The sequence below is a fragment of the Variovorax sp. Varisp85 genome (assembly GCF_047304045.1).
In the GTDB taxonomy this organism is placed as follows: Bacteria; Pseudomonadota; Gammaproteobacteria; order Burkholderiales; family Burkholderiaceae_C; genus Variovorax.
The window spans coordinates 1-14,130 of sequence record NZ_JBGLYN010000106.1 but is presented as its reverse complement, the minus strand read 5'-3'; the positions used below and the strand labels follow the sequence as shown (position 1 = coordinate 14,130).

Sequence of the window (14,130 nt, the reverse complement as noted above, 5' to 3'; positions counted from 1 at the left end):
CCGGTCTCCACAACCTCTAAAACGAACGGCCCCGCGTTTCCCCGCACGGCGCCAATCCCCATGGATTCCCGGGTGGGGGCGCCCACACGCGGCCGGGGTCTATTGCCTAAGCGCAAATCGACAATTCTAAACATTGCGCTTGTAGCAGCGCCCCGCCACTCCTAGGATGAACTCATCCCCCTAGCTCCAGGAGTCTCCCGATGAACCGTCTCCCGCTCATGGTCGGCACGGCGCTGCTGTCCTGCCTTGGTCTTGCACCGCTGGCCGCCCTCGCCGCGGACACGGGTTTCCCGTCGCGCCCCATCACGCTGGTGATTCCCTTCCCGCCCGGCGGCGCGACGGACGTCAACGGCCGGGTGATCGCGCAGCGGCTCGGCAAGGAGCTCGGCCAGCCCGTCGTCATCGAGAACCGCGCTGGCGCAGGCACGGTCGTCGGCGCAAGCTATGTGGCGAAAGCGGCCCCCGACGGCTACACGCTGCTGATCAGCTCGGGCTCCACATTCACCGTCAACCCGGCGATCCGCTCCAACCTGCCCTACGACCCCGTGAAGAGCTTCGAGCCGATCGGCATCGCGGGGCGCGTCGCGCTGATCCTGCTGGCCAACAGCGAGGTGCCGGTGCAGACGGTGAAGCAGTTCGTCGATTACGTGAAGGCCTCGCCGGGCAAATACTCGTACGGCTCCTACGGCACCGGAACGACCGCCCAGTTCGCCGGCGAGACCATGCTGCATGCGACCGGCCTGAAGATGACGCACGTGCCCTACAAGGGCAGCGCCCCCGCAATGACCGACCTGATGGGCGGCCAGATCCCGTTCAGCATCGATACCGTGAGCGCGGCAATCCCCCAGCTCAAGAGCGGCAAGATCAAGGCCATTGCACTGACCACCGCGAAGCGTTCCGCGCTGCTGCCCGACGTGCCCACCTTCGCCGAGAGCGGCTACGCCGGCATCGACATGGACTCGTGGCTGATGGTGGCGGGGCCGAAGGGCCTGCCCGCCGACGTCAAGGCCAAGCTCGAGAAGGCGCTGGCCGTGACCATCGCCGACCCCGACACACGCACCAAGCTGCTGGGCCAGGGCCTGGAGCCGACCTACAGCAACGCCGCCGCGGCGAGCGAGCTGATCACCCGTGAATTGCCCCTGATGCGCGCGGTTGCGGCGCGCGCCAACATCACTGCCGACTGATGAATCACATGAACACCGGCACGGAGCTCGTCGAGAAGTCCGCCGTCGAACTCCGCCGCCTCATCGGCAGCAAGGCGGTCTCGCCCGTCGAACTGCTGGAGGCGTGCATCGCGCGGATCGAGCGCGTGAACCCCTTCGTCAACGCGGTGACCGCCACCTGCTTCGAGCGCGCGCGCGCCGAGGCCAAGGCGGCGGAAAGCGCCGTCCTGCGCGGCGACACGCTCGGCCTGCTGCATGGCCTGCCGCTTGGCGTGAAAGACCTGGAGCCCACCGAGGGCCTGCTCACGACCTGGGGCTCGGCGATCTACCGCGACCACGTGCCGACGGAAGACATCGAGCTCGTGGCCCGGCTGCGCCGCGCGGGCGCCATCGTGGCGGGCAAGACCAACGTGCCCGAGATGGGCGCGGGCGCCAACTCGCGCAATGACGTGTGGGGTGCCACCGGCAACCCCTTCAACCCGAACCTGAATGCCGGCGGCTCGTCCGGCGGCTCGGCGGCCGCTCTGGCCTGCGACATGCTGCCCGTGTGCACGGGCTCCGACACCGGCGGCTCGCTGCGCATTCCAGCAGCCAAGTGCGGCGTGGTGGGCTTCCGTCCCTCGCCGGGCATCGTGCCGAGCGTGCGCAAGCCGCTGGGCTGGACGCCGATCTCGGTGGTCGGCCCGATGGGCCGCACGGTGGAAGACGCCTGCCTGCAACTGGCGGCGTCCGCGGGCGCGAACGCCGGCGACCCGCTGAGCTATCCACTGGACCCGCAGTCATTTCTCGTGCCGGAGCGCGTCGACCTGGCCAACCTGCGCGTGGCGTGGACCGAGGACTTCGGCACCTGCGCGGTGGACGACGGCATCCGCGCCACCTTCCGCCGGAAGATCGAGGCCATGCGGCACCTGTTTCGCCGCTGCGACAAGGTCGAGTTCGACATGGGCGAAGCGCATCGCTGCTTCGACGTGCTGCGCGCCGAGGCCTTCGTGGCGGGCATGCAGGCAGCCTACGAGCGCGACCCGAACAGCCTGGGCCCCAACCCGCGCGCCAACTACGAGATGGGCGCACGCATGAGCCTGCTCGACAGCGCCTGGGCGCAGGCCGAGCAGACCCGGCTCCTGAAGCGCTTCCAGGCGACCTTCGCCGACTACGACCTGGTGCTGTCGCCGACCACGCCGGTCTCGCCCTTCCCGTGGACACAGCTGTACGCCGACACCATCAATGGCGAGACGCAGGCCAATTACTACCGCTGGCTCGCGCTGACCTACGTGGTCACGCTGACGACGCACCCGGCGATTTCGCTGCCCTGCGGCCTCGACCACGCAGGCATGCCGTTCGGGCTGCAGATCGTGGGCGGGTTCAGGGCCGACCATCAGGTGCTGGGTGCGGCGCATGCCATGGAGGCGGCGTTCTCCCCGGATGCGCAGCTGCGCCGTCCGCGCCCCGACCTGGCCTCGCTGCGCGCGGCCGTACCCGCGCTCACGTCGATCGTCAAGACGCCGCCGATCTTCGACAACCGCGCCGCGGGGGCCGCCGCTGTGTCGGTCGTCTGAGCGAAGGGGCCGCTCCCTGCACCCACATCACGTAGCATCCGGCCATGAGCTACACCGTGAAACTGGTCGACTTTCCCGACGCCCCGGCCGACGTCATCGCCACCGCGGAGTCGCGCTTTCGCCGTGAACTCGACAAGCTGCTGGGCGACGGCGTCGAACCTGCGCTGAAGGCATTCGAGAACGCCAGCGAGTCCAGCGCCGACGAACTCACCAAGGACGAACTCGCACTGGCCGCCACCTGGGCCAAGGCCTACGAAGCCGCGAAGACCGCGGGCTTCCGTGCGCTGGGCGAAGCCGACGAGGCCTACTTCGAGATCCGCCTCGACTGACCTGCCGTCTTCTTTTGCAACGGCTCGGGAGCCGGCCTGCGGCTGCCACTGAACCCAGCAGACGAAACAGCCGCGCGGGAGGCGCCCGGCAGCTTCGCCACCCGCTCCGACAGAAAGTCCACCAGCACGTGCACCCGCAGCGGCAGTTGGCGACGCGGGGCATACAGCAGGTGCGCCTCCTGCGGCGGCCCGGTGTGCCGGCCCAGCACGCGCACCAGCCGGCCTTGCGCGAGCAGGTCGGCCACCATCCAGGTGGGCTGCAGCGAAATGCCTGCGCCGCCGAGCACGCTGTCGAGCAAAGCCACCGCGTTGTTCACACGGTAGCGGCTGCGCACCGGCACCGTGACGGAGCCTTCAGGGCCTTGCAGCAGCACGCCGTCGTCGCCTGACGCATAGCGCAGGTAGTCGTGCGCCAGCAGGTCCTGCGGCTTGCGCGGCCTGCCGCGCGCCGCGATGTACTCGGGCGAGGCGACCAGCACGCGCGGCCACGTGCCCAGGTGGCGGGCAACGAGGTCGGGCGGCAAGGCGCCGCCGACGCGCAGCGACACGTCGATGCGCTCCTCCAGCGGATCGACGAAGCGGTCGTCGAGCACCAGCTCCAGTTCGATGTCCGGATACAGGCCCAGGAACTCCAGCGCCATTGCATTGAGATGCCGCTGCCCCATCGTCACCGGCGCGCTCATGCGCAGCAGGCCGCGCGGCTGCTGGATGCCTTCGCGTGCATCGGACACCGCGTCGCCGTAGTCCTCCAGCATGCGCCGTGCGCGCTCGTGAAAGCGCTGCCCCTCCTCCGTCAGGCTCAGGCCGGCCGCCGTGCGCCGCAGCAGGCGCACCCCGAGCGAGCGTTCCAGTCCCGCGACCAGCTTGCTGACGGTCGGCTGCGTGGTGCCGAGCGCGCGGGCCGCGCCCGAGAGGCTGCCCAGCTCCACGCTGTGCACGAAGGCTTCGAGGGCGCGCAAGGTGTCCATGGTGTATTCAAATATGGAATGGTCTGCATGCCATTCTGCCGTCTACCCATCCGGATGCGCATGAAAGAAAGTCGAGTCCTGGCTTCACCGCTCATCGAAGGACTCCCATGACAACCCCGAAATTCGCATCGATCCTGCGCCACGGCGCCCTCGCACTCACCCTGGCCGGCATGGCTGCCGGCTCGGTGGCCGAACCGGCCGCCGCGCACTGGAGCCCCAGCTGGATGTCCAGCACGCAGCCGATCTGGAGCGGCGACTTCGTGCTGCCCACCGGCCTGCCGTTCCAGTTCAACCGGCAGACCCTGCGGCAGGTGGCGCGGCTGAGCATCGGTGGCTCGCGGCTGCGCGTGGCGATCAGCAACGAAGGCGGCACCACACCGCTGCACATCGGCGCGGCGCGCTTGGCGCGGCATGCCGAGGGCTCGGCGGTCGTCGAAGGCAGCGACCGGCCGCTGCGCTTCGGCGGGCAGACCGAAGTCACCATCCCGCCCGGCGCGCGGCTGGTCAGCGACCCGGTGGACATTGCCCTGCCTGCACTCGCCGAGGTGGCCGTGTCGCTCTACCTGCCGCAGCCCAGCCAGCCCGCGGGCTTTCATTTCGATGCACGCCAGACAGCCTACGTGGCCGACGGCGACCTGAGCGCGGCGCAGCACCTGCCTGCCAGGGCCACCGCGTGGAGCACCCGCGTCTACGTGAGCGGCCTCATGGTCGAGACGCAGCAGCCACCCATCACCGTCGTCACCCTCGGCGATTCGCTGACCGACGGCAACGGCTCCACGCCCGGCGCCAACACCCGCTGGCCCGACGCGCTGGCCGAGCGGCTGGCGGGCCGCAACGTCGCGGTGCTGAACGCCGGCATCTCCGGCGGCCGCCTGCTGAAGGACGGCATGGGCCGTGCCGGCCTGGAGCGCGCGGGCCGCGACGTGTTCAGCCAGCCCGGCGTGCGCGCCATGGTCGTGCTGCTGGGCACCAACGACATCGGCTGGCCCGGCGGCCCCTTCGCACCGGACGAGCCCGCGGTGAGCGCGCAAGCCGTCATCCAGGGCCTGCGGCAACTGGTCGAGATGGCCCATGCCCACAACGTGCGCATCACGGCCGGCACCATCGCGCCGACCGAGCGCGCGCTGGAAGGCACGCCGCTCGAAGGCCACTACTCGCCCGACAAGGACAAGGTGCGCCAGGCCGTGAACCGCTGGATTCGCGAGAGCAAGGTGTTCGACGCGGTAGTCGACTTCGATGCGCTGCTGCGCGACCCGGCCCGCCCCTCGCGGTTGAAGGCGGCAATGGACTCGGGCGACCACCTGCATCCGGGCGATGCCGGCTACAAGGCGATGGCGGCGGCCATCGACCTGGACGCCCTGCTCGGCGCACCCGTCCAGCCTTAGAGCAGCCTTCCTCAGGGCTTGCAAGCCCGGAAACATACTGTACACAAACACAGTATTTCCCTAGAATTCGTCGTCTCCGAGAACAACTTCAAGGCGACGACCATGACCACCGCCAATCCGCCTGCGCCCTCTGCGCAGGTTCTTTTTTTCTCCCGGCTGCACCCGTTGCAGGCCCGCTCCCGCTCTCCCGCTGGCCGGATTTCGACCTGGCCCTTCAAGGTAGCCCGCGACAGGGACGACATTCGCGTCCAGGCGGCGCGCGTGATCCGCACGACGGCCGAGAATTGGTGGCCATCCGAATCCTGATGGAGGTGCGCAATGGCTGCTCGCAGACAGCTTCTCATCGGGCTTTTTCCCACCAGGGAAGTCCAGGTCGACATCGAGACTCACCGCAAGGACTGGTTGTGGCCCCGCGGCTGCTCCTTTCCGCCCCAGGAACGCCTGCACCTGACGCTTCAGTACCTCGACGACCAGCGGGAAGACGCCGAGCAACGGCTGCGTGCCGCGCTCGCCGAAGTGTCCATGCAGCCGCTGGAGCTCACGCTCGACCGCTCATGCACCTGGTCGAACAATGTCTCGGTGATGCAGTTGTCCGAGCACGAAGGATTGCGACGCCTTCAGCGCGACATCACCCACGTGCTGCTGCGGGCCGGCTTTCCCCTTCTGGTTCACGTGTGGACACCGCACATCACGATCGCACGGCACTCGGAGCATGCCGCAGGGCCCACATTGCGGACCCCGATCCGCTGGACGGCGACCGAGTTCCGCCTGGTGCGCTCGCATTTCACGTCCCCGTTCCGCCACGAGCTGCTGGGCTCCTATCCCCTGCACTGAACTGCGCAAGGAAACGGAAACGGCTCAGATCAGCATGTCCTGCGCGTCGTCCTCGAAGCCCTCGACCGGCTGCGCCTTGGCCAGCGCAAGCCACACCGCAAACGGAATGCGATCGAACGCGCGATGCACGGCCGCGCGTGCCACCACGAGGCGATCGCCCTCGAGCACCATCACGCCGCACTCGGCCGGCACCTCCTCGGGCGTGGCGATGCAGCGGCCTTTCGCGTCGTTGCCCAGCACGTACCAGCACTCGCCGCCCAGGTCGAGGTAGGCCGCGCGCTTGTCGGGCTTGCGCAGGTCGCCCAGCAGGTCGGCGCGGCTCACCTTCACCTCGTGCACGATGGGGTGCGCATAGGCCTCGACGCTGGTATTGCGGATCGAGAACACATCGGGCCGCGCAACGCACCAGCGCGGCTTGCCGCCCTCTTCCAGCGGCGGCAGACGAGCCCGCAGGCCGAGGCCGCGCCACGCGACGCGGCCGCCGCGCGTCATCTCGCGCGCCACGCGTTCGACCAATGCCTCGTGCGGCGACAGCGCCGCGCGGTTGATGGTGAGCGTGGTGGCGATGCGCGCAATGCCGGCGTCGGTCACGCGCAGCGTCTCGTGGCCGTGCGGCGTGCGCACGCGCTCCAGATAACCGCCCGCCAGCAGTTCGACCTCGATGGCATCGCAGCAGGGCCACCCCGCGGATCGGTAGATCTCGCGCAGCCGCCGCGCATGCAGTTTTCCGAACGGCACCTCGCCGGTTCTCTGTATGGGCGGCGGAGGCTCCACCACGGGTGGCGGAAAACCGGGATCGGTGAACGGCGGCTCCGCGGGTGGCGGATCGCCCTCGGGCGGAAGTCCGGGCGGCGGTGGCGGCGGCACGGGTATGGGCACGTCGGGCGCGGGCGGCGGTGGGCCGATCGGCGTGTCGACGACGGAGTCAAGAGCGAGTGCGGACATGGGAGAAACAGGTTAGCGAAAAGTCGAGGGGTGCGCGAGGCATGGAACGATCGGTTGCATTCGCCCTTGCCCGTCAATGGAAGTCGCGGCTGGTGTTGCTCTGCGCGAGCCGGCCCATGAGCGGCGTCAGGTCCTTGAAACCGGTGGCGATCAGGTGCTGCACCTTGCCGCCGCTGTCGTCGTCGCGCTGCCATGTGCCCTGCACCGCGAGCAGGTGCGACTTCAGCAGCGGCTCGCGCCAGGCTTCGATGACATGGCTCCAGACGATCACGTTGACGTTGCCGGTCTCGTCCTCCAGCGTGACGAAGATGGTGCCGTTGGCGGTTCCGGGCCGCTGGCGCCCCTTGACGATGCCGCAGGCGCGCACGGTCTGGCCGCTGGGCTGCGCACGCAGTTGCTCCGCGCTCATGAGCTTCATGCGCGCGAGGCGCGGGCGCAGCAGCGCGAGCGGATGGCGGCGCAGCGTGAGGCCGAGCGCCGCATAGTCGCCGACGATCTCCTCGCCCTCCGGCGCGGCCGGCAGCAGCAGCGCCTGTTCGTGGATCGGCACGCCCTTGAGCAGGGCCGGGGCGCGGCTCCCCATGCCACGGGTGGCGGTGGCGTCCCACACCTGCTGGCGCCGATGGCCCGAGAGCGACATCAGTGCATCGGCCGCGGCCAGCGCGGCCATGTCCTTGCCATCGAGTTCAGCGCGCAGGGCAAGGTCTTCGGTGCTGGTGAAAGGCGCCTGCGCACGCGCCTCGAGCAGTCGCTTGGCGCCCTGCTCGCTGAGGCTCGAGATCCGTTTCAGGCCGAGCCGCACCGCGGGCTGGTTCTCGTTGCCCAGGCGATCGGCGTAGCGCGCATCGGTGCCCGTCGGCATGCGCGGCGCATCGAGCGCGCGGGCTTCGAGCGTGGTGTCCATCTCGCTCTTCGTGACGTCGACCGGACGCACTTCCACGCCATGGCGCCGCGCGTCCTGCACGAGCTGCGAGGGGCTGTAGAAGCCCATCGGCTGCGAATCGAGCAATGCCGCGAGGAAGCAGGCCGGCTCGTAGTTCTTGAGCCAGCTGCTGATCGTGACCAGCAGCGCGAAGCTGGCGGCGTGGCTTTCGGGGAAACCGTAGTCGCCGAAGCCCATGACCTGCTTGAAGATGGCTTCGGCGAAGCTGGCCTTGTAGCCGTTATCGACCATGCCATCCACGAGCTTGTCGTGAAACTTGCCCAGGCCGCCCTTGCGCTTCCACGCGGCCATGGCGCGGCGCAATTGATCGGCCTCGTCGGCAGTGAACTTGGCCGCGATCATCGCGATCTGCATCACCTGCTCCTGGAAGATCGGGATGCCCAGCGTGCGCTCCAGCGCGGGGCGAAGCTCTTCTTTCTCGTAGTGGATGGGCAGCTCGTTGCGCTTCCGCTCCCGCTGCTTGAGATACGGATGCACCATGCCGCCCTGTATCGGCCCCGGCCGCACGATGGCGACCTCGATCACGAGGTCTTCATAAGTGCGCGGCTTCAGGCGCGGCAGCATCGACATCTGCGCCCGGCTCTCGATCTGGAACACGCCGATGGTGTCGGCATCGCAGATCATGTCGAACACATTCTGGTCGTCGTTGGGGATGTGATGCATCTCGATCGCCGAGTTGCGCCAGCGGTTCATGTGGTCGAGTCCCCTGCGGATCGCGCTGAGCATGCCGAGCGCGAGCACGTCGACCTTGAGCATGCCCATGGCTTCGAGGTCGTCCTTCTCCCACTGGATGACGGAGCGGTCTTTCATCGAGGCCTTCTCGACCGGCACCAGCCGCGTGAGCTTCGTATGCGTGAGCACGAAGCCGCCCACGTGCTGGCTCAGGTGGCGCGGAAAGCCCTTGAGCCGCTGCGTCATCTCGATCCATTGCACCAGCTTGAGTTCGTCTTCCTCCACGCCCACGCGTGCGGCCGCCTGGCGCAGCTGCTCGCCGAGCACGGTGTCGTCGAACCAGTAGTGGTCTTTCGCGAACTCGTCGATCAGCCGCTCGTCGATGCCGATGGCCTTGCCCACATCGCGCAACGCGCTGCGCGAGCGGTAGCAGATGACGACGGCCGCGATGGCGGCGCGCTCGCGACCGTACTTCCTGTAGATGTACTGGATGACCTCTTCGCGCCGCTGGTGCTCGAAGTCGACGTCGATGTCGGGCGGCTCGCGGCGGTGGCGACTCAGGAAGCGCTCGAACAGCAGGTGGCCCTTCTCGGGGTTGATCGCGGTGATGCCCAGGCAATAGCAGACTGCGGAATTGGCCGACGACCCGCGCCCCTGGCAGAGGATGTGCTCCGAGCGCGCGAAGCGCACGATGTCTTCCACGGTGAGGAAGAACATCTCGTATTCGAGTTCGAGGATCAGGTCGAGCTCTTTCTGCACCTGCGCCCGCACCACGTCGGGAACGCCCTGGGGATAGCGGACCTGCGCGCCCTCCCACGTCTTTCGCACCAGCGTCTGCGCCGGTGTTTCATGGCTGCCCACGCTTTCCAGCGGGTACTTGTAGTTTTCGCGGATCACCTCGGGATCGAAGCTGCACCGACCGGCCACCACCAGCGTGTTCGCCAGCATCTGCGGCAGGTAGAGATCGGCCAGCCGCATGCGCGGGCGCAGGTGCCGTTCGGCATTCGGCTGCAGCGCAAAGCCGCATTCGGCCACGGTCCGGCCTTCGCGCACGGCCGTCAGCACGTCGTGCAGCGGCTTGCACGAACGCGCATGCATGTGCACGTCGCCGGCCGCCACCAGCGGCACGCCGGCCTCTTCGCCCGCCTGCATCAGCGTGACGAACCAGAGATCGTCGTCGAGTTCGTTGAACAGCTCCACGGCCAGCCAGAGATTCGCGCCATACAGCGCCCTGGCGGCCGACAGGTCTTCGTGCAGCGTCGCCGTGTCCATCGCGCCGCCGGGGTTGCGCTGCGGTACGAAAAGAACCTGGCAGTCCCGCAGCGAGGCCATGTCGCTGTCTTCCCAGCTCACGCGGTACTCGCCCTTGGGCAGTTCGGTGTTGCGTGCGGCGGTGATGAACTCGCAGAGATTGCCCCAGCCTTCGGTGCCGTTCGCGATCACCACGAGCCTGAAGCGCTCGAACTGGAACTCGCTGCCGAACAGCAGGCGGAAACCGGGATTGCGCGGAATCGGCGGCGCATCGGGATGTTCGCGCTCGTACTCGTCCAGCTTCGCAGGCAGGTCGCGCAGGGCCACATGCGCGCGCACGATGCCCGCCACCGAGCATTCGTCGGTGATGGCCAAGGCCGTGTAGCCGAGCTGGTAGGCGCGCTCCACCATTTCCTCCGGCGTCGAGGCGCCGCGCTGGAAGCTGAAGTGGGTGAGGCAATGCAGCTCGGCGTAGTCGGGCAGCGTGAATGTGGGCTTCCCGCGCAGCGGCAAGGGCAGCGCATGCAGCTTCGCCGAGTTGCGTCCACGCAGTTGCTTGCCGCTCAGGTCAGGCATAGAACCCCTGCAGGTACCAGCGCACCTCGCCGGACGAAAAACGGGCAGAGGGCCGCTCGCGGAAGATCCACACCAGGCCGGCTTCGGGGCTTTCGGCGACGTAGTAGTCGCGCATGGCAGGCTGGCCGCCGTCTTCCTTGTCGCCCCACCAGCCGGCCTCGACACGCTGCGGCCCGATCAGCCTGCTCAGCGGGCCGCGGTAGCACGGGCGCTCGCCGTCCATCTCGAGCAGCAGCGGCTCGGGCAACAGCCACGGTGGATAGATGGCATCGGGCTGCGAGTCTGCGGCTTTTTCGTCCTTGCGGGCCTTGGCGGGCGCGTTCTCCTTCTGCAGCGCGGGACGCCATGCCTGCTTGCGCTCGGGCCGGTGATCGGCCTGCGCCGCCGGCACCACCACCTGCTGCGCTCCGAGCCGCACGCTGAGCCGCTCGACCATCTCGTGCAGCCTGTCGCCCTTGCGGTTGTCCTCCGGCAGGAAGCTGGTGCTGGCGCCGGCCCACGGATCGGTTTCGAGCGTGCGCAGCCTGAGCCAGCTCGCGGGCGCGGCCAGCGTGGTGAGGGCGAGCTTTTCCGACAGCAGGCGGCGCAGGTGCGCCATGTCCTGCGTGGGCTCGGCCGTGCGCACGGTGACCTGCTGGTGCGGCGGCAGGTTCACGCCGTTGAAGCGCTTGAGGTCGAGCGTCCATTGCAGCTCGAGCGCGCGCGCACCGCGCTGGCGGGCGCGCAGCCAGATCTGCAGGGCCGACAGCAGCCGGTTGGCCGACCACATGAGTTCGGGCGCGGTCTCGGCCAGCGCGGGCAGCTCGAGCTTCTGCTCGAACACGTCGGGCAGCGTGAGCCAGGCATGGCTTTCGGGGCGCAGGCCCCAGGCGGCGTCGAGCGCCTCGCGCAAGCCAGTGCCGAAGCGCCGCGTGAGGCCGCCGCGCGGCAGTGCCGCCACATCGCCCCAGGTGCGGCAGCCCAGGCGCGCGAGCAGGTCGAGGTGCTCACGCGCGGCGCTCAGGGTGTCGAGCGGCAGGCCGGCCGGAATGTCCTGGGGCCTGTTCTCGTCGCGCTCGAACAGGCGCAGCCGCGCCAGCGCGATCAGGCTCGTGGCGCCCTGCGCGCCCAGCATGCGCACATCGGGCGCGGGGTTGGCGGCCAGCAACTGGCGCATCAGCTGCAGCCGCCCGCCCCACAGGCGCTCGCAGGCGGAGACTTCAAGCATCAGCGCTTCGTCCTGCCAGGCGACGTGCGGGGTGTACTGCAGCGCCCACCAGCCCAGCGATTCGGGCGTGGGCAGCGTGGGAGCGTCGGGCGTGTCGGCGTCAGGCAACCACTGCAAGGCGATCCAGTGCATCCGGGCCTCCTCCTTTCCACGCGTCGATGCGCACCACGGTCGCCGAAGACGCTGCCGTCTCGCCGGCCGGCACCGTGCCCGACTGCTGCAACCGCAACTTGCGCCGCAGCCGGGCGGCGGCCAGCAGCGCGGCCATGCGTTCGTTGCGCGCCGGCAGCATCACCGGCGCGGCCAGCGGCGGGCCGCGGCGCTTGAGGATGTGCAGCTCGATCTGCGACGCATCCGATTCGCAGCGCCCGGCGCGGATGCGCAGCCGCGCCGGCGAGGCCGACCGCGCGGCCGATTCGGGCCGGCACACGAACAGCAGCACCTCGTGCTGCGCGGCCGCCAGCTGCAACCGCCGCAATTCGCCCACCCGCGCCTGCGGCAGCCAGGCCACGACGGCGGCGATGTCCGCGCAGCGCAGCGCCTGCTCGCAGGCCCACAGCCGCGCGGCCGGAGCCTCGCTCCTGACCCACATCAGCGCTTCCACCGGCAGCCCCTGCGCCGCGAGCGACGGCCCGCAGGGTTCATAAGGCGCGCCGACCAGCACCACCGGCCCGCCGCGCGCCTGCACCGCCTGCGCCAGCGCGGGCAGCAGCAGCCGCCAGACATGGGCCTCGGGTGCGCCCTGCAGCAGTTCCGTCATCGCGCCCACCGGCCAGCCGCCGCCCGGCAGCTGCGCATCGAGCGCGGCGTGGCCGGTGGCGGTGACCTGCGCGTCGGCCAGGCCGAGTTCGTCGGCATGCCAGACGCCGCGGCCCGCGGCAGCGGAAAAGGAGTCGAGGAAAGGGAGGCCCATGGGTGAAGACTGTTAACTGTATTTTTATACAGTACTCTCCAGGCCGCAACCAAAGACCCGATTTACCTCGCAGGGCCATCGCCTTAAGATGGAGTCGCTAACACTAAGTTACCAACATGCACAAAAAGATTCATCTGCTGGCTTCGGCCTTCGTCGCTCTCTCCACTGTCCTGGGGCTTCCGTCTGCGGTGCAGGCGCAGACCAAGCCGCTCCTGATCGGCCAGACCTACGTGCAGACGGGGCCGCTGGCGTCCCTGTCGCCCGAGCCCCTGCTCGGCATCCGTGCCATGTTCGCCGCGGTGAACGCGAACGGCGGCATCAACGGCCGGCCGGTCGAGCTGCGCCAGCTCGACGACGCCTACGACCCCGCCAAGGGCGCCGAGAACGTCAAGACCTTCGTGAAGGACGGCGCCATCGGCGTGCTGATGCCCATCGGCACTTCGTCGTCGATCGGCGCGATCAAGGCGGCCAACGAACTCAAGGTTCCCATCGTCGGGCCCTACTCGGGTTCTGGCCCGGTGGTGAAGCCCACCGAATACGGCTTCCCGGTGCGCATCAGCTTCGACGAGGAATACAGCCGCATCGTGAACCACCTCTACACGATCGGCCTCTCGCGCATCGCCTTCGCCCACAACGACAACCCGGGCGCACGGTCGGCGCTGGAAAGCACGCAGAAGTTCATTGCCGAGCGCGGCGAGAAGATGGCCGGCAGCGTGGCGATCAAGAACGACGGCTCCGACGCCGCCGAGCGCGCCGCCGAGCTGGCCAAGCTCAAGCCCAAGGCGGTGGTGCTGGCAGCCACCAACGAGGTGGCGGCGAAGTTCATCACGGCCTACCGCGCGACGGGCGGCGAGACGGCCTTCTACTCGTTCTCCTTCCTGAACGGGCAGAAGCTGTTCCAGGACATCAAGAAGGACGCTGCCGGGGTGGTCATCTCGCAGGTCGTGCCCTATCCGTGGAACAGCGCAATGCCGGTGATTGCCGAGTACCAGGCGGCCATGAAGAAGATCGGCGCGACCGAGTTCGGCTATGCCAGCCTCGAGGGCTATGTTGCGGCGAAGGTCATGGTCGAAGGCCTGAAACGCGCCGGGGCGAACCCGACGCCGGAATCGCTGCAGAAGGGCCTCGAGTCGTTCAAGACGCTCGACATCGGCGGCATTGCGGTGTCGTACCGGCCCGGCGAGCACCGCGGCCTCACCTTCTCCGAGCTGTCGATGCTGAAGGCCGACGGGCGCTACCTGCGCTGAGGGCCTTGCCTGCCGCTGGCCCCGACAGGCTCCAAGCCGAAACCTGTCGGCGCAGAATTTCGTCCGTGACGACGCCTTTCACGAACGAGCCCCACCTCCCCGCTTTCACGCGCGCCCGGCTGCTGCGTGCGAGCGTCGCAC

At 68.8% G+C, this 14,130-nt stretch carries 12 protein-coding genes; 7 read left to right on the top strand and 5 right to left on the bottom strand.

What is annotated here, in order from left to right; translation table 11 throughout:
- The first annotated feature begins 200 nt into the window (after positions 1-200).
- Genes ACCC97_RS27695 through ACCC97_RS27685 form a run of 3 tightly spaced genes read left to right on the top strand, consistent with a single transcriptional unit; the run spans position 201 to position 3,048 of the window.
- Positions 201-1,184, top strand: coding sequence for a Bug family tripartite tricarboxylate transporter substrate binding protein (locus ACCC97_RS27695; protein WP_413336161.1), 984 nt, complete (start codon positions 201-203; stop codon positions 1,182-1,184).
- An 8-nt stretch (positions 1,185-1,192) separates the two neighbouring features.
- The gene (locus tag ACCC97_RS27690; RefSeq protein WP_413336162.1) at positions 1,193-2,719 is read left to right on the top strand and encodes an amidase; all 1,527 of its coding nucleotides are present in this window, start codon (positions 1,193-1,195) and stop codon (positions 2,717-2,719) included.
- A gap of 44 nt (positions 2,720-2,763) precedes the next feature.
- The gene (locus ACCC97_RS27685) at positions 2,764-3,048 is read left to right on the top strand and encodes a hypothetical protein (protein WP_007834682.1); all 285 of its coding nucleotides are present in this window, start codon (positions 2,764-2,766) and stop codon (positions 3,046-3,048) included.
- Here ACCC97_RS27685 and ACCC97_RS27680 read toward each other — a convergent pair.
- Positions 3,024-4,016, bottom strand: coding sequence for a LysR substrate-binding domain-containing protein (locus ACCC97_RS27680; RefSeq protein WP_413336159.1), 993 nt, complete (start codon positions 4,014-4,016; stop codon positions 3,024-3,026). The two genes, ACCC97_RS27685 and ACCC97_RS27680, sit on opposite strands and share 25 nt — an antisense overlap.
- Positions 4,017-4,123: 107 nt before the next feature.
- Between ACCC97_RS27680 and ACCC97_RS27675 the strand changes: the two genes are divergently transcribed.
- From ACCC97_RS27675 to ACCC97_RS27665, 3 genes are all read left to right on the top strand, one after another.
- Positions 4,124-5,401, top strand: a complete 1,278-nt coding sequence (locus tag ACCC97_RS27675; protein ID WP_413336157.1) for an SGNH/GDSL hydrolase family protein — start codon at positions 4,124-4,126, stop codon at positions 5,399-5,401.
- Positions 5,402-5,503: 102 nt separating this feature from the next.
- The gene (locus ACCC97_RS27670) at positions 5,504-5,707 is read left to right on the top strand and encodes a hypothetical protein (RefSeq protein ID WP_413336155.1); all 204 of its coding nucleotides are present in this window, start codon (positions 5,504-5,506) and stop codon (positions 5,705-5,707) included.
- A gap of 12 nt (positions 5,708-5,719) precedes the next feature.
- On the top strand, positions 5,720-6,235 hold the full coding sequence (locus ACCC97_RS27665) for a 2'-5' RNA ligase family protein (protein WP_413336153.1): 516 nt from the start codon (positions 5,720-5,722) through the stop codon (positions 6,233-6,235).
- A 24-nt stretch (positions 6,236-6,259) separates the two neighbouring features.
- Here the strand turns inward: ACCC97_RS27665 and ACCC97_RS27660 are convergent, their stop codons facing one another.
- The 4 genes from ACCC97_RS27660 to imuA form a co-directional block, all read right to left on the bottom strand.
- Positions 6,260-7,180 carry a hypothetical protein gene (locus tag ACCC97_RS27660; protein WP_413336151.1) on the bottom strand — a complete coding sequence of 307 codons (921 nt, stop codon included), beginning with the start codon at positions 7,178-7,180 and terminating at the stop codon, positions 6,260-6,262.
- Between the two features lie 73 nt (positions 7,181-7,253).
- Entirely contained in the window at positions 7,254-10,622 is a 3,369-nt protein-coding gene (locus ACCC97_RS27655; protein WP_413336149.1) for an error-prone DNA polymerase, read from the bottom strand.
- Entirely contained in the window at positions 10,615-11,961 is a 1,347-nt protein-coding gene (locus tag ACCC97_RS27650) for a Y-family DNA polymerase (protein WP_413336147.1), read from the bottom strand. The genes ACCC97_RS27655 and ACCC97_RS27650 overlap by 8 nt, the downstream gene beginning before the upstream one ends.
- The gene (imuA, locus tag ACCC97_RS27645) at positions 11,930-12,742 is read right to left on the bottom strand and encodes a translesion DNA synthesis-associated protein ImuA (protein WP_007834669.1); all 813 of its coding nucleotides are present in this window, start codon (positions 12,740-12,742) and stop codon (positions 11,930-11,932) included. Before imuA ends, ACCC97_RS27650 begins: the two co-directional genes overlap by 32 nt.
- A gap of 116 nt (positions 12,743-12,858) precedes the next feature.
- On the opposite strand from imuA, the gene ACCC97_RS27640 reads away from it, so the two are divergent.
- The gene (locus tag ACCC97_RS27640; RefSeq protein ID WP_007834667.1) at positions 12,859-13,989 is read left to right on the top strand and encodes an ABC transporter substrate-binding protein; all 1,131 of its coding nucleotides are present in this window, start codon (positions 12,859-12,861) and stop codon (positions 13,987-13,989) included.
- Positions 13,990-14,130: the final 141 nt, after the last annotated feature.